Genomic DNA, 17,731 nt, shown 5'->3' on the forward strand with positions numbered 1-17,731 from the left:
TAATTATCACCTCGATCAATTACAACTATAACAACAAGAATGTTTATGAAAATTATTCTCATTTTACTTAATGCAGCCGAAACAGATTCAACTAAGGCCGTTTCCGGAAAACCAAAATTCTGTTGAGGGCCCGGCCTGCACAGGCTTCAGACCCCGCTTATGCATCATCGCGGCGTTCCCGCTGCCCGATAACCGTTTGAATTTACCGCGATACCCCGGTATACCCACACAAAACTGATTAGTATTTATACAGAACAATAATGAGAATCCAACTCATTAGGGTTTTCAACCCATTGTTTTTAAAGGAGTTTTGATTTTAATTCGGTTCTAACCTAGACTGTTGCAACGTTCTGACACCAAACCCGACAATAATGCTGGGTAATGAGCAGATTTTAAGGAGATCCCATGCAAGGTGATAAACAAGTCATCGGCTATCTGAACAAGGTTCTTACCAGCGAACTGACCTCCATCAACCAGTTTTTTCTCCACGCGCGGATGTATAAAAACTGGGGCCTCGATGAGCTGAATGAGAAGGCTTACAAAAAGTCGATTAAAGATATGAAGCAGGCCGATGATCTGATCGAGCGGATCCTGTTTCTGGAAGGTCTGCCGAACCTGCAGCAGTTAGGTCGTTTACGCATCGGTGAACACACCGAAGAGATGCTGGCCTGCGATATGGAGTTCCAACTGGAACAACTGACACTGCTGCGGGAAGCGATCGCCCAGTGTGAAACCTCCGGCGACTACGTCAGCCGGGATATTCTGGAAGATATTCTCGAATATGAAGAGGATCACGTGGACTGGATCGAAACCCAGCAGTATCTGATCGCCAATACCGGCATCGAAAACTATCTGCAGTCACAGATTTAACGGAGAGCAAAGATGAAAGGTAATCAACGTGTAATCGACGCCCTGAACAGCCTGCTGGCGATGGAGCTGGCGGCGATGGATCAGTACTTCATTCACTCCCGTATGTACGATGACTGGGGCCTGCACAAGCTGTACGAACGCATCGACCATGAGTTCGATGACGAGAAGGGCCACGCCGCCGCACTGATCGAACGGATGCTGTTTCTGGAAGGTACACCGGATATGGTCACCCGTGACGGGTTTAAAGTAGGTACCGATGTTCCCTCTATGCTTGAGAGCGATCTGCGAGTCGAGTACGAGGTCGCACAACGCTTGAAAGACACCATCAAACTGTGTGAAGAAGAGCAGGACTACCAGACCCGTGAAATTCTGGAAAAACTTCTTGAAGACACCGAAGAAGATCACGCTTACTGGCTGGAAAAACAACTGGGGCTGATCAAACGCATTGGCCTGCAGAACTACCTGCAGTCACAAATGGGCGACGGTTGAAGCAACGCCGTCAGGGCGCTCTATCTGCGCCCTGATTCCCGTCCGTTTTTCCGCTAGAATAGCGAACCCTTTTCTGGAGATCGTTAAATGGCAAACCGTGCCTGCGCCCGCCACATTCTGGTAAAAACCCGTGATCAGGCTGAGAAGCTTAAAAAACAGATACAACTCGGCGCTGACTTTGGCAAACTGGCCAAGAAGCACTCCCTGTGCCCTTCCGGCCGCCGCTTTGGTGATCTGGGCGAGTTCCGCCGGGGTCAGATGGTCAAGCCTTTCGAAGATGTTGTTTTCAGAAAGCCCCTGCACGTAGTCCACGGCCCGGTCAAAACCCGCTTTGGCTGGCATCTGATCGAAACCATTTACCGCAAATAGTGCCCCATTTCGCGGGTCTTGATCCGCATCAACACTCAAACCCAATCTTTATGTATAATCATTCTCATTACTTAATGCATTTGATTATTAAAAGAATTCGGAATGATTAAATCACCTGTTCTGGTATGCCTGGTCAGCCTCAGTCTGGTCAGTGCTTTAACCGCCTGCTCACAACCACAGCCTCCGGCTCAGCAGATACTGAGTAAGCCTCTGCTGGGTCAGCAGTTGTATTTTGATACCAACCTGTCACAGCAACGCACACAATCCTGTGCCAGTTGCCACGCGCCAGAACAGGGCTTTATTGATCCGCGGGATAACGGTGTTAACGGGGCCTACTCTCTGGGAGATGATGGCCACTCGCTGGGTGACAGAAACGCTCCGACAGCAGCCTATGCCCTGTTCAGCCCGGCCTTCCATCTGAATAAAGAGGGCAGATACGTGGGCGGTCAGTTCCATGATGGCCGCGCCGGCAGTCTGGCCGATCAGGCCGCCGGCCCTCCGACGAATCCTGCGGAGATGGGAATGCCCTCGAAAGCGGCGACCGTAGAACGACTGCTGGAAAACCCGCTGTATGTTGCTGCGTTTAAATCCATCTATGGTGAACAGATTTTTAGCCAGCCTGAACAAGCTTACGCGGCTATGGCTGACAGCATCGCCAGCTTTGAACGTACTGAACTGTTCGCACCATTCGATTCCCGGTATGACCGTTACCTGAAAGGCGAATATAAACTGACGCCTCAGGAAGAGCTGGGCCGAACGCTGTTCTTCTCCCAGCAGTTCACCAACTGTAACCTCTGCCACCAGTTGAACCGCTCCCAGCGCCACCCTCAGGAAACATTCAGCAATTATGAGTACCACAACATCGGCGTGCCCACTAATTTCAAAGGGCGTGCCCTGAATGGCGTAGCGGCCGCAACACAGGATCTGGGGCTACTCAACAATCCACGGGTGGATGATCCGGCTCAGGCTGGAAAGCTCAAGGTACCGACGCTGCGTAATGTGGCGGTGACCGGCCCGTATATGCACAACGGCGTATTTCAGGATCTGCGCACCGTTATCCTATTCTACGACAAGTACAACAGCCGCAGTGCCAGTCGCCAGATCAATCCGGAAACAGGTGAAGCCTGGGGGCCTCCGGAAGTCGCTGAGAACATCTCGTGGCAAGAGCTGGAAACCGGGCCAGCCCTTAAATCGCAGCGAATCGATGCTCTGGTGGCATTTTTAGAAACACTGACAGATCGGCGCTACGAACACCTGCTGGAAAATCGCGTCGCTCAGTAGGCTTTCTGCCCCGGCTGTGCTAATACTAACCTGCCCGTTAACCGGGCAGTTCCATTCAATCTATCTTATCCACAGGGAATGCAGTGATGAGTGACAGTAATATCTATCAGGCTCCGGAAGCCGATCTTGCCCAACCGGGTGACCTTAATAACTCAGGACAGGGTAAAGTGGCCAGTTACCCGGACGGGGTCAGAGGCTGGTCCTGGGGAGGTTTTTTCTTCAACTGGTTGTGGGCGATCTTTAACCGAACCTGGATCGGCCTGCTGGCTCTGGTGCCTTATATCGGGTTTGTTATGGTAATAGTGCTGGGCATCAAGGGCCGTCAGTGGGCCTGGGAGAATAAACGCTGGGATAGCGTCGAGCATTTCCAACGGGTACAACGCCGCTGGTCGATCGCCGCCCTGATCTTTTTCCTGATCGCTCTGGTTGGCATCCTCGCCGCCATCGCCATCCCCGCCTATCAGGATTATGTTATCCGCGCCAGCGGAGGCTGACCCAACTCCCTCTGAGGATTTACCGGGGCTCAGGCCCCGGTCTGCGGTATCACAGGGTCATCAGGCCGGGCGCGGGATCGAGAGCAGCTCACCAAAGGTCTGATACTCGGTACCACCCAGCCTGCCCAGCGGATCTACCGCTGCGGCATCAACCTTCAGACGGCCTTTACTGTCCTCGGTTACGACCTGATCATCCAGCCAGATCTGTTCGATCTTACCAAACACCAGATGCTGCTGACTGTTGCCAATATCCTGCTGCTGGTAAAGGCTGCAACTCATGGCAATTTTGGGCCCCAGCACCCGCGGCAGCCCGGAGCCCGGGAAATCAGTCACTTCAAGACCGCAATGCGCCAGCTCTGAAGTTCCCTGCGGCAGAGAGGCGGAACTCTCGGTTACCTGTCCCGCCATATCGGCACCGGCAATATGCACCACAAAACGCTCATTCCTGAGGATATTCCGATAACTGTCTTTTTCACTGCCATCCGGTTTGCTGGCACCGATCGACAGCATAATCAGGGGCGGATCACTACACACTGCGGCAAAAAATGAGAACGGAGCCAGGTTGTAGTCACCGTCAGCCTCTTCAGTCAGCACCCAGGCGACCGGGCGTGGAATCACGACCTGAGTCAGGGTGTGATAGGCCTGCAGTTTTGCCATTTCTGCCATATTCAGAATCAAAATCCATTCCTCCAGATAAAAAAAACCGCCTGCAGCAAGGGCAGGCGGTTATAGATTGACACAGGCTGATACCGGATTACAGCGTCAGCACTTTCTCACCACGGGCAATACCCGATACACCGGAGCGCACCACTTCCATGATGTTAGCCGTACCCAGTGCCTCAATAAAGGCATCCAGTTTGCTGCTCGCACCGATCAACTGAACGGTGTAAGTGTTTGGCGTTACATCAATGATGGTGCCACGGAAGATATCCGCAGTACGCTTGATCTCTGCACGAACGGTGCCGCTGTTGGCTTTCATCTTGATCATCATCAGCTCGCGCTCCAGATGATCACCTTCCGTCAGATCAACAACCTTCACCACATCAATCAGCTTGTTTAGCTGCTTGGTGATCTGCTCAACCACACGGTCATCACCAACCGTCGTCACGGTCAGGCGGGACAGCGTTTCATCTTCAGTCGGGGCCACGGTCAGTGACTCGATGTTGAAGTTACGCTGAGAGAACAGACCCACTACGCGGGACAATGCGCCCGGCTCGTTTTCCATCAATACCGAAATAATGTGTCGCATGATTAAGTTCTCTCCGTTTTGCTCAGCCACATATCACGCATAGAACCACGTGGAACCTGCATCGGATACACGTGCTCAAACGGATCAACTGCGATATCCATAAATACCATACGGTCCTTCAGAGAGAACGCTTCACGCATAGCACCTTCCAGATCTTCGTAACGCTCAACCTTGATACCCACGTGGCCGTAGGACTCAACCAGCTTCATAAAGTCAGGCAGTGACTTCATGTAGGACTGAGAGTGACGCGACTCGTAGTTCATATCCTGCCACTGACGTACCATGCCCAGCGACTGGTTGTTGAGGCAGATAACCTTGATCGGGATATCGTACTGGCTGATGGTAGACAGTTCCTGAATATTCATCTGGATACTGCCTTCACCGGTTACGCATACCACTTCATCATCCGGGAAGCTGAGCTTAACACCCATCGCCGCCGGCATACCAAAGCCCATGGTGCCGAGGCCACCGGAGTTGATCCAGCGGTTTGGCTTGTTGAACTTGTAGTACTGCGCTGCGAACATCTGGTGCTGACCCACATCGGAACAGACAAATGCATCGCCGTTGGTTACCTTGCTCAGCATCTCGATAACCTGCTGCGGTTTCATCAACTGAGAATCATCGGTACGGTAACGACCACCGTGACGCGCACGCCACTCTTCGATCTGTTCCCACCAGCCCTTAATACTTTCTGCACAAGGCTGTTTTTTCGCCGCCTTAACCTGATCCAGCATCTCTTTCAGAACCGCTTTAGCAGGACCTACGATCGGTACATCCGCTTTGATGGTCTTGGAGATAGAAGCCGGGTCGATATCGATATGGACAATTTTCGCCGTTGGGCAGAACTTGTCAGTACCATTGGTAACACGGTCATCAAAACGCGCACCCACTGCCAGAATCATATCGCTGTGGTGCATCGCCATGTTTGCTTCATAGCTGCCGTGCATACCCAGCATACCGACAAACTGTTTGTCGGTGCCCGGGTAACCACCCAGACCCATCAGGGTATTGGTAACCGGATAACCCAGCTCTTTCGCCAGGTGAGTCAGCTCTTCGCTGGCATCACCCATGATGACACCACCACCGGCATAGATAATCGGACGCTTGGCAGCCAGCAGCATATCCACTGCTTTCTTGATCTGACCGGTATGACCTTTAGAGATCGGATTGTATGAACGCATTTTCACGCTCTTCGGATACTCATACTCAAACCGATCTGTCGGCGTGGTCATATCCTTAGGAATATCCACCACAACCGGACCCGGACGGCCACTTTCAGCAATGTGGAACGCTTTCTTAATGATCGAAGGGATCTCTTCCGGCCGCTGCACGCTGAAACTGTGCTTCACCACGGGACGGGAGATACCGATCATGTCGGTTTCCTGAAATGCGTCTTCACCAATCAGGTGTGACATAACCTGACCTGTGATAACGACCATCGGAATAGAGTCCATGTAGGCGGTCGCAATACCTGTAACAGCATTGGTTGCACCCGGACCAGAAGTTACCAGCGCTACCCCGGCTTTACCGGTAGCACGGGCATACGCATCTGCCATATGCGTGGCAGCCTGTTCGTGGCGGACCAGAATGTGTTCGACGTCATCCTGTGTAAAGATGGCATCATAGATATGCAGCAGTGCACCGCCGGGATATCCGTAAATATATTTAACGCCTTCATCACGAAGCGCGCGAACAACCATTTCTGCGCCTGAAAGTAATTCCACTTTATTCACCCTCTAACGACGCCAGCGTCTCGTTGCTGACGTACTTAACAGTTTTTGTTTCTGTAACGTTGAACGTGCCTGTACCAGACAAAATTGTTGAATCTCTAGCGGTCTCACTCTGAACCATTCCAGGGGTCGAGCTGCAGGTTCACGTTCGGGTGTGCGCCGGAGTTGGGGATCTCCCAACCGACAGACCTTTGTAAGAAACGGCTCTCAGAAAGCTGTCTCCCTGAGTTTCGGGGTTACCTACACACTCAAGGCCTCAAAATTCGAGTCGGCCATTTTCGCAAGCGACGTCTGTTTTTTCAACAAAAACCTACCGCAACTGCGGTATTCCGGGGCTTAAAGCTACCCTCAATGGCAGGATCAGGTTATAGTTTTGCTAACAAAAACTCAGTCAGTGCCAAATTTCATCCAGCCCGGCGCTGAACATACTTGCTTCAGGAGATCCCTATGAGTGTCGCTGAGATTAAGAATAAAGAGCGCGTAATTAACGAACTGATGTCTTTCATCCGCAAGGTTCTGGTTGAGCCGGAGATCTGCGAAAAAGCCCTGCAGATTGCCCGTGAGCATCTGAACGATGAAAATGCAGCCGTCGTGATTGCGGATGAACTCTCCTCCACCACCAACATCAAAATCCCGGTGGAACACAGCGACGCAGACAAGCTGTTTCTTGAAGTACTGATCGATGTAATCAAGGACGAAAAAGCGCTCTACTAAGCACCTGTTCGTTAAATGAAAAAGGCTGCCAATGGCAGCCTTTTTCTGTTCTGAAAAGCGAAAACCTAAGCTTTGGCTTTTTTCCCGAGGCCGGAAATATAAGAGGTCAATACTTCGAGCTTTTCCGGATCGTTATCCACAAACTGAACCTCAGCACTGACGAAGGTTGTATCCACACTGCGCTCGTTAGCACTCAGGCCGCAGACAAAACCGTTCATCTGCGCCACACTGCTGCCGGAGGCCTGTTCAATATCTACAACCACCTGTTCAAGAAGCTGCGGCACCCCCTCTTCCCGTTTAACCACCACCTGCACATTCTGCAGGGTGATCTCTTTAATCGCACAGCGTAACACGCCTGAGGAGATACGCAGATGAGCCAGACCTTTCGGTTTTTTCTGCACTTTTTTTGCCGCAGCCGTTTTTCCCGCTGCCAGCATCTGCGCCGCTTTTCGCCGGGAATCGGCACTGCTCTCGATACGTTTACCGATAAACTTCTTCACTTTATCGATAAGCTGCTGATCTTCAAAGGGCTTACCCATGTAGTCATTCACACCGGCCTGAATCGCCTGCAGCACATAATCCCGTTCACCACGGCTGGTCACCATAATAAAGGGAATATCCACGTATTTAGCCTGCTGGCGGGCCCACTGCAGCAGGTCCAGCCCTGACATGCCAGGCATCTCCCAGTCACACAGGATCATGTCGTACTGTTCCTTACTCATCATATTCCGACCGGCATCCCCATCTTCGGCCGCATCGATCTGATAATCAGGAAAGTGCTCATGGACTATGCGCGATACGTGGTCCCGAATAAACCGCGCATCATCAACGATCAGCACCTTGATTTGACTCATTTTATCCTCGGTAGTTAACTACTGGCGGCGGGCGGTCTGTTACCACCCTTGCCACAACACTCTATCCAGAATAGATGATAAGCGTTAGAAATAAAAAGGAAAATACCCTATAACCATGACCTGATGCAGACGGGTTATGGTTGAATAACCGGGATATTCAGTTCCGGGAACTGATATTTCAACGCCCAGAGCACCTGCTGCAGCTGCCCCAGATTACGGAATACCAGCACGCTGTCTTTTTCACTGAAATAGGGCCCCAGCAACCCCGGCAGACCCGTGCCAACCCGGTAGATATTCTGATTCGTCATTCCGGTACATTCGAAATACCCGGGCCTGGCTGGAAACTGCCACTTACCACCCTGCCAGACCGGTACCCCTGAAGCCTGACTGACCAGACAGAGTTTGACACTTTTCAGAACCAGCGCATAAGCACTGCCCAGACTGCTATTCTGGATCGCAATTACATTAGCCACCGGGCGCATACCGATACCACTGGTAAGATACCCCCAGCTCCCTCCCTGAGAGGCCTTGAACGCATACACTGTTTTCCGCCGGTCAGTTTCTGCAAGCGTATGACTGAACTCATAGCCGGTGAGCAGCAACCGGGGGTTGGTCAGGCTGTAGAAGGGCTCCCGCGCCATGGTGGTCAGCAGCGGCTGCAGATAGTCGGACTGAGGCGAAAAGCTGTGTAATTGAGGCAAACTGACGTTGATCGGCTCAACCCGATCAACAGGCGGAGCGACCTCCGGCAGTTTCTGCCCGGCACAACCCGCCAATAAAATGAAAAATGGTATCGCCAACAACCAACGCATAGATCCCCCGCCTGAGATTCCTAAGTAAGCTTTGGCTCATTATAGGTAGTGGCGCTGCTTCAGGCCATGTCAAGCAGTAAAACGGTGATGCTTTTTGGAATGCCGAAGAGAAAAAACGAAAAAGGCTACCGACCCGGAACTGGGCCGGTAGCCTGACCGGCAGGTGTTTAACGGAAGGTAAACTCTCCCTGCTCCACATCCACCGCGATTTCGGTACCCGGTGGGTATTTACCCGCGAGAATTTCCTGCGCCAGCGGGTTCTCGATCCATTGCTGGATTGCCCGTTTCAGCGGCCGTGCGCCATAAACCGGCTCAAAGCCCACATCCACCAGCTTATCCATGGCGGTGCTGGTCAGCGTCAGGGTCAGGTCACGTTCCGCCAGGCGTTTCTGCAAACGCTGCAACTGAATGGAAGCGATACCCGCCACCTGAGATTTCTGCAGGCTGTGGAATACAACCACCTCATCGATTCGGTTGATTACCTCAGGCCGGAAGTGTGTGCCTACAGCCTCCATCACAGCGTTACGCATCAACTGGTAATCATCATCGTCGCTGAAGTTCTGAATCAGATCAGACCCCAGATTCGAAGTCATCACCACGATGGTATTGCGGAAATCCACAGTGCGACCCTGACCATCGGTCAGGCGACCATCTTCCAGAACCTGCAGCAAGATGTTGAACACATCCGGATGGGCCTTTTCGACCTCATCGAGGAGCAGTACTGAATAGGGTTTACGTCTGACCGCCTCGGTCAGATAGCCACCCTCTTCATATCCCACATACCCCGGAGGCGCACCGATCAGACGAGCCACGGAGTGTTTCTCCATAAACTCTGACATGTCGATCCGCACCATCGCCTCTTCTGTATCGAACAGGAAGCTGGCCAGCGCTTTACACAACTCAGTTTTACCGACACCGGTTGGCCCCAGAAACAGGAATGAGCCATTCGGCCGGTTAGGATCTGCCAGGCCGGCACGGGAACGACGGACTGCGTTGGATACCGCAACCACCGCTTCATCCTGACCGACCACCCGATCATGCAGCGCCGCTTCCATCCGCAGTAGTTTCTCCCGCTCACCTTCGAGCATTTTGCTGACCGGAATACCGGTCCAGCGGGACACCACTTCGGCCACCTCCTCTTCGGAGACTTTGTTACGCAGCAGTTTGGTTTCCTGCTGGCCTGACTCTTCGGCTTCAGCGGCCGAAGCCAGTTGTTTTTCCAGTTCAGGAATACGGCCGTACTGCAGCTCCGACATCTTCTGCAGATCACCGGCACGGGTAAACTGCTCTAGTTCAATACGCGCCTGATCCAGTTCCTCTTTGATCTTCTGTGATCCCTGAAGGGCAACTTTTTCTGCCTTCCAGACCTCTTCCAGATCCGCAAACTCTTTCTCTACCCGACCAATGGTCTCTTCCAGCTCCTGCAGGCGCTGTTTAGCCGCGGCGTCTTTCTCTTTTTTCAGCGCTTCCCGCTCCATCTTGAGCTGAATCAGACGGCGTTCCAGCCGATCCATATCCTCAGGCTTGGAATCCATTTCCATACGAATACGGGAAGCAGCTTCGTCGATCAGGTCGATCGCCTTATCCGGTAATTGCCGGTCAGTGATGTAGCGTTGTGAGAGTTTAGCGGCAGCGATGATCGCCGAATCGGTGATATCGACACCATGATGCACCTCATAGCGCTCTTTCAGACCACGCAGAATAGCAATTGTGGATTCCTCATCCGGCTCATCCACCAGCACTTTCTGGAAGCGACGTTCCAGCGCGGCATCTTTTTCCACATACTGACGATATTCATCCAGCGTGGTAGCGCCAACACAGTGCAGCTCACCCCGGGCCAGAGCCGGCTTGAGCATATTCCCCGCATCCATGGAGCCTTCACCTTTACCCGCGCCCACCATGGTGTGCAGCTCGTCGATAAAGAGAATAATCTGCCCCTCCTGCTTGGAGAGTTCATTCAGAACCGCTTTCAGACGCTCCTCAAATTCACCACGAAACTTGGCACCGGCAATTAATGCACCCATATCCAGTGACAGTACCTGCTTGCGCTTCAGGCCTTCGGGCACCTCGCCATTCACGATACGTTGCGCCAGACCTTCAACGATTGCGGTTTTACCCACGCCCGGCTCACCGATCAGCACCGGGTTATTTTTGGTACGGCGCTGCAGTACCTGAATGGTGCGGCGAATCTCATCATCACGACCGATGACCGGATCCAGCTTGCCCGCCTCAGCTCTTTCAGTCAGGTTGATACAGTACTTATCCAGTGCCTGCCGGTTCTCTTCCGCATTAGGGTCATTCACCGCCTCACCTCCGCGCGCCTGATTGATAACAGCTTCCAGACGTTGCGCTGTTACGCCTGCATCGCGCAGCAGCTTGCCCGCTTCAGATTTGTCATCGAGCAGCGCCAGTAACATCAGCTCACTGGCAATGTACTGATCGCCCCGTTGCTGTGCAATTTTGTCGGCTTTATTAAAGATCCGCGCCACATCCTGAGAGAGTCGGATCTCACCGTCAGGATCTGAAACCTGAGGCAGTTTTTGTAATGCCTGAGCCAGTTGGCTTTTCAGGCCGCTGATATTGGCGCCTGCCTGCATCAGCAACTGAGCGCAACTGCTCTGTTTCTGTTCCAGTAACGCACTGAGCAGATGAACCGGCTCGATGTAGTTGTGATCCATGCCAACAGCCAGAGACTGAGCCTCTGCCAGGGCTTCCTGTAGTTTGGATGTAAATTTATCCGGACGCATATGACCTCCACAGATTGCGCTCACTTACCCGCCCTTAAATTGCCCTGAAGGCGGTCGGCGGGATTCGCTGATTTCGCGATATAACAGAGGTATGGGGGTAACTATCGGCGGCTTCAAGTCCAGCCCGATAAAAATTAGCAAGATCTGATATAAATCAAAAAAGCCGGGATATACCCGGCTGTGCATTAAACGTAGCCCATCAGGCCAGCATCTGGTCGACTTCCTGTTTCCGAAACTCTTTTAACAGTTCATGCACATGGCCACGTACCAGCATGACATTGGCATCTTTTGCTGAGAGGCAGATCAATACGACGCCCGGTTTCAGCACAAAGCCGCTGAGGCGTTTTTCACCAATCTCCAGATGAGCTTCATTATGCTTCGCTTTCAGCTTGGCCACATTGAGAAAAACATAACTGAACGCCTGCTTGGCAATAATTTCATGGTTACGCAGTTCGGCCGGAAAGGAAGTCGCAGCAACCTCTTTCCCTTTCAGAATACAACTGCACTCAATCGTGCCCGGTTTGTCTACTTCAGCCAACAGTTCAATCATTTGCGGCTCCATTGCAGAAGGTCTGAGGCCTGCTCTTTGACCACTTTGATACTCAGATCTTTGTCAGATACCAAACCTAACGCCTGCTCTTTTTCAACGAATACAGACAACGTCTCCTGCTGCGGCCCACAGAGCACCAGATCATCAATGTGCCCGAGGAAACCGGCTTTTTTCTCCAGCGCAGCCACCAGATTAACCATCGACTTCAGCAGGTCACGGCTCTCTTTATGCTGAACATTAGAGCTGATCACCTGACGATCTTCTCCCAGATGCATAGCGCCATTGATACCCCGGGTATTCAGTGCCGCATCCAGCAGAGAGATCTCCTCGCTCTGGGCTTTGGCTGCCCCTTCGGCCTCGGCTTCAGCGCCCGGCATTGTGCTGTTCACTTCCAGACGCTGTTTCAGCTCAGGCCAGTTGATATTTTTCTCGCGTGCGCCGACCAGTTCCTTCACCACTTTCAGCACTGAGGAAGGATCTCGGGCATCAATAAAGATCACCGTGGTAAACAAGCCCATGGTTTTGAGCTCATTCATATAATAATCGTAATCGGGGTTCGCCTGTTCATCAGCATGGGTGACGGCGATAATCAGCCGGCGCCGCACAATGAAGTCACGAAACTCTTCCACGTAGAAACGGATATCCTTGAACGGATCGTTTCGGGTGTTATCCACCAGCAGCACCAATCCCTCGGCATCATGTACCAGATCGCTCATCATCAACTGCCACATGAATTTGAAGCGCTCCTGTCCGGGCGTTCCATACAGGTGCAGGCGGGCACTATCGGAAAGATCGAGTACGCCATAATCCATGGCGATGGTGGTTTTTTGCTTTCGCCGGATCGCTGAGTCGCTGACATTCGCGTCAGTATCCACGGTTTCGATATCGCTTAACGAGCGGATCGCGGTGGTTTTCCCTGAGCAAACTGAGCCTGTGAACAGTACTTTATATTCTGTCATCCTGAATCCCTCACTGCTGCACAGAACCCCCCATGCAGCAATGAACCTTAGAGCACCAAAAGGGCCTGTTACCTGTGTCTCATAAGCGCATCAGCGCTTAACCGGGAATGCGGGGCATCAATGTTGAGGTTAAATAATTTTTAGCCTAATTGGCAAAAGTTTCAACCTGATTATCCTCAGCCCGGCACCACATATAAGGCGATAAGGTCATAGAATTCAAGTAATTGAGGCCTGTCAGGCAATTACAAAATCAAAATATTGATCCGGGCAGGGTTCATCCTGAAGGGTAAAATGCCACCACTCCTGCTGGAAAGGCACAAAACCATGCAACTGCATAACCGACTGCAACAGCATCCGATTGGCCCGTGCCTGTGGGGAGACGGCCTGACTGTCGAACCAGGAAGCTTCGCCAAAGAAATCAAATTCAGTGCCCATAGCCAGCTCTTCAGCGTTCGCCAGATCGACCAGCGTCAGGTCAACCGTACTGCCCCGGGTATGACTGGAATGCCGAATAAGATAGCCCCGCGCAAACAGGTCCGGGCGCTCCAGAGCAGGAAAGAAACGCTTCCGGGTCGGGGTATCTCCCGTTTCCGCGCACCAGGCGATGAAATGATCCACCGCCCGCTGCGGACGGTAGGCATCGAATACTTTCAAACCCAGCCCAAAGCCCTTCAGTTCGTGCTGAACCCGTTGCAGCGCCAGTGCCGCCGGCTTAGTGAGCAGGCAGCGCTCTGCTTCGTATCCGTTGATCCGGCTACCGACAAAGTTATCACCGGTATAGTATTTCAGATCGATCAGAATACCCGGTTCCAACTGCTGCAGGTCGACAAACAGTTCCGGCTGATGGCCCGGACACCCCGAATCCCGCTTCATGGCTTATCAATCCAGATCAGGCTGGCGAGCCGGCCGGTTTGCCCGTCCCGCCGGTACGAATAAAAACGCGCTTTGTCGGTATAGGTACAGAGACCGCAGTGGCTGATCTGTTCCACCCCCGCTGAACGCAGGCGTAGCTCGGCCAGTCGGTAGATATCTGCCAGATATTTGCCACTTTCAGTTGCGGGTTCAAAGGCCGCTTCCGATTCCGGCAAACGGGCCATAAACTGTTGTCTCACCTCTGCGCCTACTTCGAAGGCCTCGGGACCGATAGCCGGCCCCAACCACACAAGCACCTCCTGCGGATCAGCAAACCGGGCCAGGGTACTTTCCAGCACACCCTCAGCCAGACCACGCCAACCAGCATGCGCCAGTGCCACCTGTTTCCCGGCGGTATCGGTAAAGAATACCGGCAGGCAATCTGCCGTCATGATCACACAGGCCAGACCGGGCTGATCCGTCCAGCAGGCATCAGCCTGTCGAATCTGCCCATCCGCCTGCGCCTCAACAACCTCAACGCCATGCACCTGAGTCAACCACTGGGCGGGTTTCTGCAATCCCAGCTCATCCATTAATTGACGACGGTTTTGCGCTACAGCGGCCGGGGAATCCCCCACATGATCGCCCAGATTGAAGCTGTTAAAGGCACCCTCACTGGCGCCTCCCTGCCGAATGGTCGTTACGGCCCGGATATGTGAAGGGGCTTGCCAGTCGGCAGTTATCAGTTCCATCAGTCCCTGAACTCCTGCTGTTCGGCATCCCTTTGCAGCACATCCAACAGATGCTGGAAATCCGCTGGCAAATCAACCTCCCAGGAGACCAGCTCACCGGAATCCGGGTGCCAGAGTTCCAGCTTTTTCGCATGCAATGCCTGGCGTTTGAACTGGCGCAGTGTCTCGATCATCTCATCTGAACACCCTTTAGGCAGACGGAAACGCCCACCGTAGAGCTGATCACCCACCAGCGGGTAATTGATATGCGCCATATGCACACGAATCTGATGGGTTCGGCCAGTCTCCAGCTTTAACCGGATATGGGTATGAGCACGCAGCTTTTTCAACACCCGATAGTGGGTTACCGCTTCCTTACCTACACCCACCACGGCCATCTTCTGGCGGTTTTTGCTGTGCCGGGCCATCGGCTCATCGACACTGCCGCCGCCGGTCATTACGCCATGAACAATCGCTTCGTACTCGCGCCCCATGGAACGTTCCTGCAACTGGGTCACCAGTTCGGTCTGGGCCGCAATGGTTTTTGCCACAACCATCAGGCCGGTGGTATCCATATCGAGCCGGTGAACGATACCTGCCCGCGGAACCTGAGCGATCTCAGGACAGTGGTGCAGCAGGGCATTGAGCAAAGTACCACTGCGATGACCTACCGCCGGATGCACTACCAGCCCGGCCGGTTTGTTAATAACCAGGATATGTTCATCTTCGTAGACAATATCCAGCGGTATGGCTTCTGGCTGATGATCTTCGATCATCTCCAGCTCAGCATCGATAACGACGTTTTCTCCGCCCATCAGTTTATCGCGCGGCCGTTTAACCTCGCCATTCACGGTAAGGGAGCCATCTTTAATCCAGCCCTGCAGCCGGGAACGGGAATAATCAGGGAATAACTGCGCGACAGCCTGATCCAGTCGTTTCCCGACCAGCTCATCTCCTACCCGCGCTTCCAGTTGTATTTGGTCAGACATTGAAACCTGTCAGAACTTCTAAATTGATAGGTCCGGGTCTGTTAACAGGCCCTATCAGTTGTGTTTAAATAGGCCGTTGAATTGCATTTGGCCTCGCTCCGCCCAGTATAACTGTTCGCGGAAGAGACTACACCGGGATTAATATAAAGATGCGTATAACCAAACCCCTTATCATCGCTCTGTTCTGCCTTATGACCACGGCTTGTTCCTGGTTCGAGGACATCCAGGAATATCCGGATGTGCCTGAACAGCAGCTCTATCAGGAAGCGATGACTGCCATGGAAGAAGGCGCCCTAGAGGTTGCGATCGAAAAACTGCAATTACTGGAAGCACGATATCCGTTTGGCCGCTATTCCGAACAGGCCCAGCTGGAGCTGATATACGCCTACTTTAAAAACTATGAGCCTGAAGCGGCCCGTGCCGCTGCTGACCGGTTTATCCGCCTGCACCCAAATCACGAGAATATCGACTACGCCTACTACCTGAAAGGCCTGACTGCGTTCGAACAGGATATCTCCTGGATCACCCAGTACCTGCCGGTAGATGAAACCCAACGCGACCCGGGTGCAGCCCTCGACTCATTCGACAGCTTTGCCACTCTGGTTGAGCGCTACCCGGAAAGCCAGTATGCGCCGGACTCTCAGCAGCGTATGGTTTACCTGAAAAACCGCCTCGCTGCTTACGAAGTCCATGTAGCACGTTACTACATCAAACGTGAGGCCTTCGTCGCGGCTGCTAACCGTGGCCGCTACGTTATAGAAAACATGCAGGAAACACCGGCCGTACCGGATGCGCTGGCAGTGATGATCGAAGCCTATACCCTGCTGGGAATGCAGGATCTGGCAGCCGATACCCGTTCAGTACTGCAGCAGAACTACCCGGACTATGTCTACACCCCGGTTTATCGCGGCGAGAAAACCCTGTTTGATGCAGCGACCTTTGACATGTTCAGCGACAATAAAGAGCCTCCCGTCCTGACACCGGTGCGCATGAGCCAGCATGAACCCGAGCCGGAACGCTCAGTGTTCAGCAAAGTCACCTTCGGCGTATTTGATGACGACGAAGACGCGGAAGCAACAACACAAGAATAAGATAAAGGCACCTGCGGGTGCCTTTTTCAATCGGCCATCATGGCCAGCGAACCAACGACAAACCGGAGCCATCCGGTAAAGCACTACAGAGAGAGAGATAATGCAGGCTGCAGCGATTATTAAAGAGATGCGAGTCCTCCCCGAAATCGAACCGGCAGAAGAGATCCGGCGCCGGGTTAGTTTTATCAAGCAGCAACTCAAAACCTCCGGACTGAAAACTCTGGTTCTGGGCATCAGCGGTGGCGTTGACTCTTCCACCTGCGGCCGTCTTGCACAACTGGCTGTTGACGAGCTGAACGCCGAAACCGCTGGCAATGACTACCGCTTTATCGCCATGCGCCTGCCTTTTGGTATACAGCAGGACGAAGAGGATGCGCAGACGGCTCTGGATTTTATCCGGCCAACGGAGCGCCTTACCGTTAATGTTAAACCCGGCGTCGACGGTATCCACTCTGAAGTTCTCAGCTCACTGCAACAGGCCGGTATCAGTTCAGCAAACGAAGCTGCTGTAGACTTTGCCAAAGGTAATGTAAAAGCCCGGGCACGCATGGTTGCACAGTATGAAGTGGCCGGTATTTTAGGTGCATTAGTACTGGGCACCGACCACTCCGCGGAAAACATCACCGGCTTCTACACGAAATGGGGAGACGGCGCCTGTGACCTTGCGCCACTGTTTGGCCTGAGCAAACGCCAGGTGAGACTGCTGGCGAAAACGCTGGGCGCTCCGGAACTGCTGGTTGGCAAAACCCCGACCGCTGACCTTGAATGCCTGACACCCCAGAAAGCAGACGAACACGCACTGGGGCTGACCTACGATCAGATAGACGATTTTCTGGAAGGGAAGCCGGTCAGCGATGAGGTGCGGGAACGTATCATCGCCATCTATCGGGGAACCGTTCACAAACGTGCTCCGATTCCCACCATATACGACTGAAGCTACCTGAGACGCC

At 53.0% G+C, this 17,731-nt stretch carries 19 protein-coding genes; 8 read left to right on the forward strand and 11 right to left on the reverse strand.

Features of this window, described 5'->3' with window-relative positions:
• Window positions 1-405 precede the first annotated feature (405 nt).
• The 5 genes from bfr (QUD59_RS06275) to QUD59_RS06295 all read left to right on the forward strand — a co-directional run bounded on the left by bfr (QUD59_RS06275) (window position 406) and on the right by QUD59_RS06295 (window position 3,503).
• Window positions 406-870, forward strand: a complete 465-nt coding sequence (gene bfr, locus QUD59_RS06275) for a bacterioferritin (RefSeq protein ID WP_286240276.1) — start codon at window positions 406-408, stop codon at window positions 868-870.
• Between the two features lie 12 nt (window positions 871-882).
• Window positions 883-1,359 (forward strand): bacterioferritin, encoded by a 477-nt coding sequence (gene bfr, locus QUD59_RS06280; RefSeq protein WP_286240277.1) that lies wholly within the window; start codon window positions 883-885, stop codon window positions 1,357-1,359.
• A gap of 87 nt (window positions 1,360-1,446) precedes the next feature.
• Window positions 1,447-1,728, forward strand: coding sequence for a peptidylprolyl isomerase (locus QUD59_RS06285; RefSeq protein ID WP_286240278.1), 282 nt, complete (start codon window positions 1,447-1,449; stop codon window positions 1,726-1,728).
• 102 nt (window positions 1,729-1,830) lie between these two features.
• On the forward strand, window positions 1,831-3,009 hold the full coding sequence (locus QUD59_RS06290) for a cytochrome-c peroxidase (protein ID WP_286240279.1): 1,179 nt from the start codon (window positions 1,831-1,833) through the stop codon (window positions 3,007-3,009).
• An 86-nt stretch (window positions 3,010-3,095) separates the two neighbouring features.
• Window positions 3,096-3,503, forward strand: a complete 408-nt coding sequence (locus QUD59_RS06295) for an Asp23/Gls24 family envelope stress response protein (protein ID WP_286240281.1) — start codon at window positions 3,096-3,098, stop codon at window positions 3,501-3,503.
• Window positions 3,504-3,563: 60 nt separating this feature from the next.
• On the opposite strand, the gene QUD59_RS06300 is transcribed toward QUD59_RS06295, so the two are convergent.
• From QUD59_RS06300 to QUD59_RS06310, 3 genes are all read right to left on the reverse strand, one after another.
• Window positions 3,564-4,181, reverse strand: coding sequence for a flavin reductase family protein (locus tag QUD59_RS06300; RefSeq protein WP_286240282.1), 618 nt, complete (start codon window positions 4,179-4,181; stop codon window positions 3,564-3,566).
• A 76-nt stretch (window positions 4,182-4,257) separates the two neighbouring features.
• Entirely contained in the window at window positions 4,258-4,752 is a 495-nt protein-coding gene (ilvN, locus tag QUD59_RS06305) for an acetolactate synthase small subunit (protein WP_286240283.1), read from the reverse strand.
• A 2-nt stretch (window positions 4,753-4,754) separates the two neighbouring features.
• Window positions 4,755-6,476 carry an acetolactate synthase 3 large subunit gene (locus QUD59_RS06310; protein ID WP_286240284.1) on the reverse strand — a complete coding sequence of 574 codons (1,722 nt, stop codon included), beginning with the start codon at window positions 6,474-6,476 and terminating at the stop codon, window positions 4,755-4,757.
• A 453-nt stretch (window positions 6,477-6,929) separates the two neighbouring features.
• Here QUD59_RS06310 and QUD59_RS06315 point away from each other — a divergent pair, with 453 nt between their 5' ends.
• Window positions 6,930-7,196 carry a hypothetical protein gene (locus QUD59_RS06315; protein ID WP_286240285.1) on the forward strand — a complete coding sequence of 89 codons (267 nt, stop codon included), beginning with the start codon at window positions 6,930-6,932 and terminating at the stop codon, window positions 7,194-7,196.
• Window positions 7,197-7,261: 65 nt separating this feature from the next.
• Here QUD59_RS06315 and QUD59_RS06320 read toward each other — a convergent pair whose 3' ends face one another.
• The 8 genes from QUD59_RS06320 to rluD all read right to left on the reverse strand — a co-directional run bounded on the left by QUD59_RS06320 (window position 7,262) and on the right by rluD (window position 15,690).
• The gene (locus QUD59_RS06320) at window positions 7,262-8,050 is read right to left on the reverse strand and encodes a response regulator (protein ID WP_286240286.1); all 789 of its coding nucleotides are present in this window, start codon (window positions 8,048-8,050) and stop codon (window positions 7,262-7,264) included.
• Between the two features lie 134 nt (window positions 8,051-8,184).
• A complete protein-coding gene (locus QUD59_RS06325) occupies window positions 8,185-8,862 on the reverse strand; it encodes a hypothetical protein (protein ID WP_286240288.1) in 678 nt (225 codons plus the stop codon).
• Window positions 8,863-9,029: 167 nt separating this feature from the next.
• A complete protein-coding gene (gene clpB / locus QUD59_RS06330; RefSeq protein ID WP_286240289.1) occupies window positions 9,030-11,609 on the reverse strand; it encodes an ATP-dependent chaperone ClpB in 2,580 nt (859 codons plus the stop codon).
• A gap of 199 nt (window positions 11,610-11,808) precedes the next feature.
• Window positions 11,809-12,159 carry a hypothetical protein gene (locus tag QUD59_RS06335; RefSeq protein ID WP_286240290.1) on the reverse strand — a complete coding sequence of 117 codons (351 nt, stop codon included), beginning with the start codon at window positions 12,157-12,159 and terminating at the stop codon, window positions 11,809-11,811.
• The gene (locus QUD59_RS06340) at window positions 12,156-13,118 is read right to left on the reverse strand and encodes a GTP-binding protein (RefSeq protein ID WP_286240291.1); all 963 of its coding nucleotides are present in this window, start codon (window positions 13,116-13,118) and stop codon (window positions 12,156-12,158) included. The genes QUD59_RS06335 and QUD59_RS06340 overlap by 4 nt, the downstream gene beginning before the upstream one ends.
• 234 nt (window positions 13,119-13,352) lie before the next feature.
• Window positions 13,353-13,991, reverse strand: a complete 639-nt coding sequence (locus tag QUD59_RS06345; protein ID WP_286240292.1) for a M15 family metallopeptidase — start codon at window positions 13,989-13,991, stop codon at window positions 13,353-13,355.
• Window positions 13,988-14,722 (reverse strand): peptidoglycan editing factor PgeF, encoded by a 735-nt coding sequence (pgeF, locus tag QUD59_RS06350; RefSeq protein ID WP_286240294.1) that lies wholly within the window; start codon window positions 14,720-14,722, stop codon window positions 13,988-13,990. The genes QUD59_RS06345 and pgeF overlap by 4 nt, the downstream gene beginning before the upstream one ends.
• Window positions 14,722-15,690 (reverse strand): 23S rRNA pseudouridine(1911/1915/1917) synthase RluD, encoded by a 969-nt coding sequence (gene rluD / locus QUD59_RS06355; protein ID WP_286240295.1) that lies wholly within the window; start codon window positions 15,688-15,690, stop codon window positions 14,722-14,724. The genes pgeF and rluD overlap by 1 nt, the downstream gene beginning before the upstream one ends.
• 149 nt (window positions 15,691-15,839) lie before the next feature.
• Between rluD and QUD59_RS06360 the strand changes: the two genes are divergently transcribed.
• Both QUD59_RS06360 and nadE read left to right on the forward strand, forming a co-directional pair.
• Window positions 15,840-16,781 (forward strand): outer membrane protein assembly factor BamD, encoded by a 942-nt coding sequence (locus QUD59_RS06360; protein ID WP_286240297.1) that lies wholly within the window; start codon window positions 15,840-15,842, stop codon window positions 16,779-16,781.
• Between the two features lie 100 nt (window positions 16,782-16,881).
• A complete protein-coding gene (gene nadE / locus QUD59_RS06365; RefSeq protein ID WP_286240298.1) occupies window positions 16,882-17,715 on the forward strand; it encodes an NAD(+) synthase in 834 nt (277 codons plus the stop codon).
• The last annotated feature ends 16 nt before the right edge of the window (window positions 17,716-17,731 follow it).

Origin of the sequence: Neptuniibacter halophilus, assembly GCF_030295765.1 — a bacterium.
In the GTDB taxonomy this organism is placed as follows: domain Bacteria; phylum Pseudomonadota; class Gammaproteobacteria; order Pseudomonadales; family Balneatricaceae; genus Neptuniibacter; species Neptuniibacter halophilus.

Coding starts and splice junctions, on each gene's coding strand:
- bfr (WP_286240276.1), top strand. CDS start 406: ATGCAAGGTGATAAACAAGTCATCGGCTATCTGAACAAGGTTCTTACC.
- bfr (WP_286240277.1), top strand. CDS start 883: ATGAAAGGTAATCAACGTGTAATCGACGCCCTGAACAGCCTGCTGGCG.
- QUD59_RS06285 (WP_286240278.1), top strand. CDS start 1,447: ATGGCAAACCGTGCCTGCGCCCGCCACATTCTGGTAAAAACCCGTGAT.
- QUD59_RS06290 (WP_286240279.1), top strand. CDS start 1,831: ATGATTAAATCACCTGTTCTGGTATGCCTGGTCAGCCTCAGTCTGGTC.
- QUD59_RS06295 (WP_286240281.1), top strand. CDS start 3,096: ATGAGTGACAGTAATATCTATCAGGCTCCGGAAGCCGATCTTGCCCAA.
- ilvN (WP_286240283.1), bottom strand. CDS start 4,752: ATGCGACACATTATTTCGGTATTGATGGAAAACGAGCCGGGCGCATTG.
- QUD59_RS06315 (WP_286240285.1), top strand. CDS start 6,930: ATGAGTGTCGCTGAGATTAAGAATAAAGAGCGCGTAATTAACGAACTG.
- QUD59_RS06320 (WP_286240286.1), bottom strand. CDS start 8,050: ATGAGTCAAATCAAGGTGCTGATCGTTGATGATGCGCGGTTTATTCGG.
- QUD59_RS06325 (WP_286240288.1), bottom strand. CDS start 8,862: ATGCGTTGGTTGTTGGCGATACCATTTTTCATTTTATTGGCGGGTTGT.
- clpB (WP_286240289.1), bottom strand. CDS start 11,609: ATGCGTCCGGATAAATTTACATCCAAACTACAGGAAGCCCTGGCAGAG.
- QUD59_RS06335 (WP_286240290.1), bottom strand. CDS start 12,159: ATGATTGAACTGTTGGCTGAAGTAGACAAACCGGGCACGATTGAGTGC.
- QUD59_RS06340 (WP_286240291.1), bottom strand. CDS start 13,118: ATGACAGAATATAAAGTACTGTTCACAGGCTCAGTTTGCTCAGGGAAA.
- QUD59_RS06345 (WP_286240292.1), bottom strand. CDS start 13,991: ATGAAGCGGGATTCGGGGTGTCCGGGCCATCAGCCGGAACTGTTTGTC.
- pgeF (WP_286240294.1), bottom strand. CDS start 14,722: ATGGAACTGATAACTGCCGACTGGCAAGCCCCTTCACATATCCGGGCC.
- rluD (WP_286240295.1), bottom strand. CDS start 15,690: ATGTCTGACCAAATACAACTGGAAGCGCGGGTAGGAGATGAGCTGGTC.
- QUD59_RS06360 (WP_286240297.1), top strand. CDS start 15,840: ATGCGTATAACCAAACCCCTTATCATCGCTCTGTTCTGCCTTATGACC.
- nadE (WP_286240298.1), top strand. CDS start 16,882: ATGCAGGCTGCAGCGATTATTAAAGAGATGCGAGTCCTCCCCGAAATC.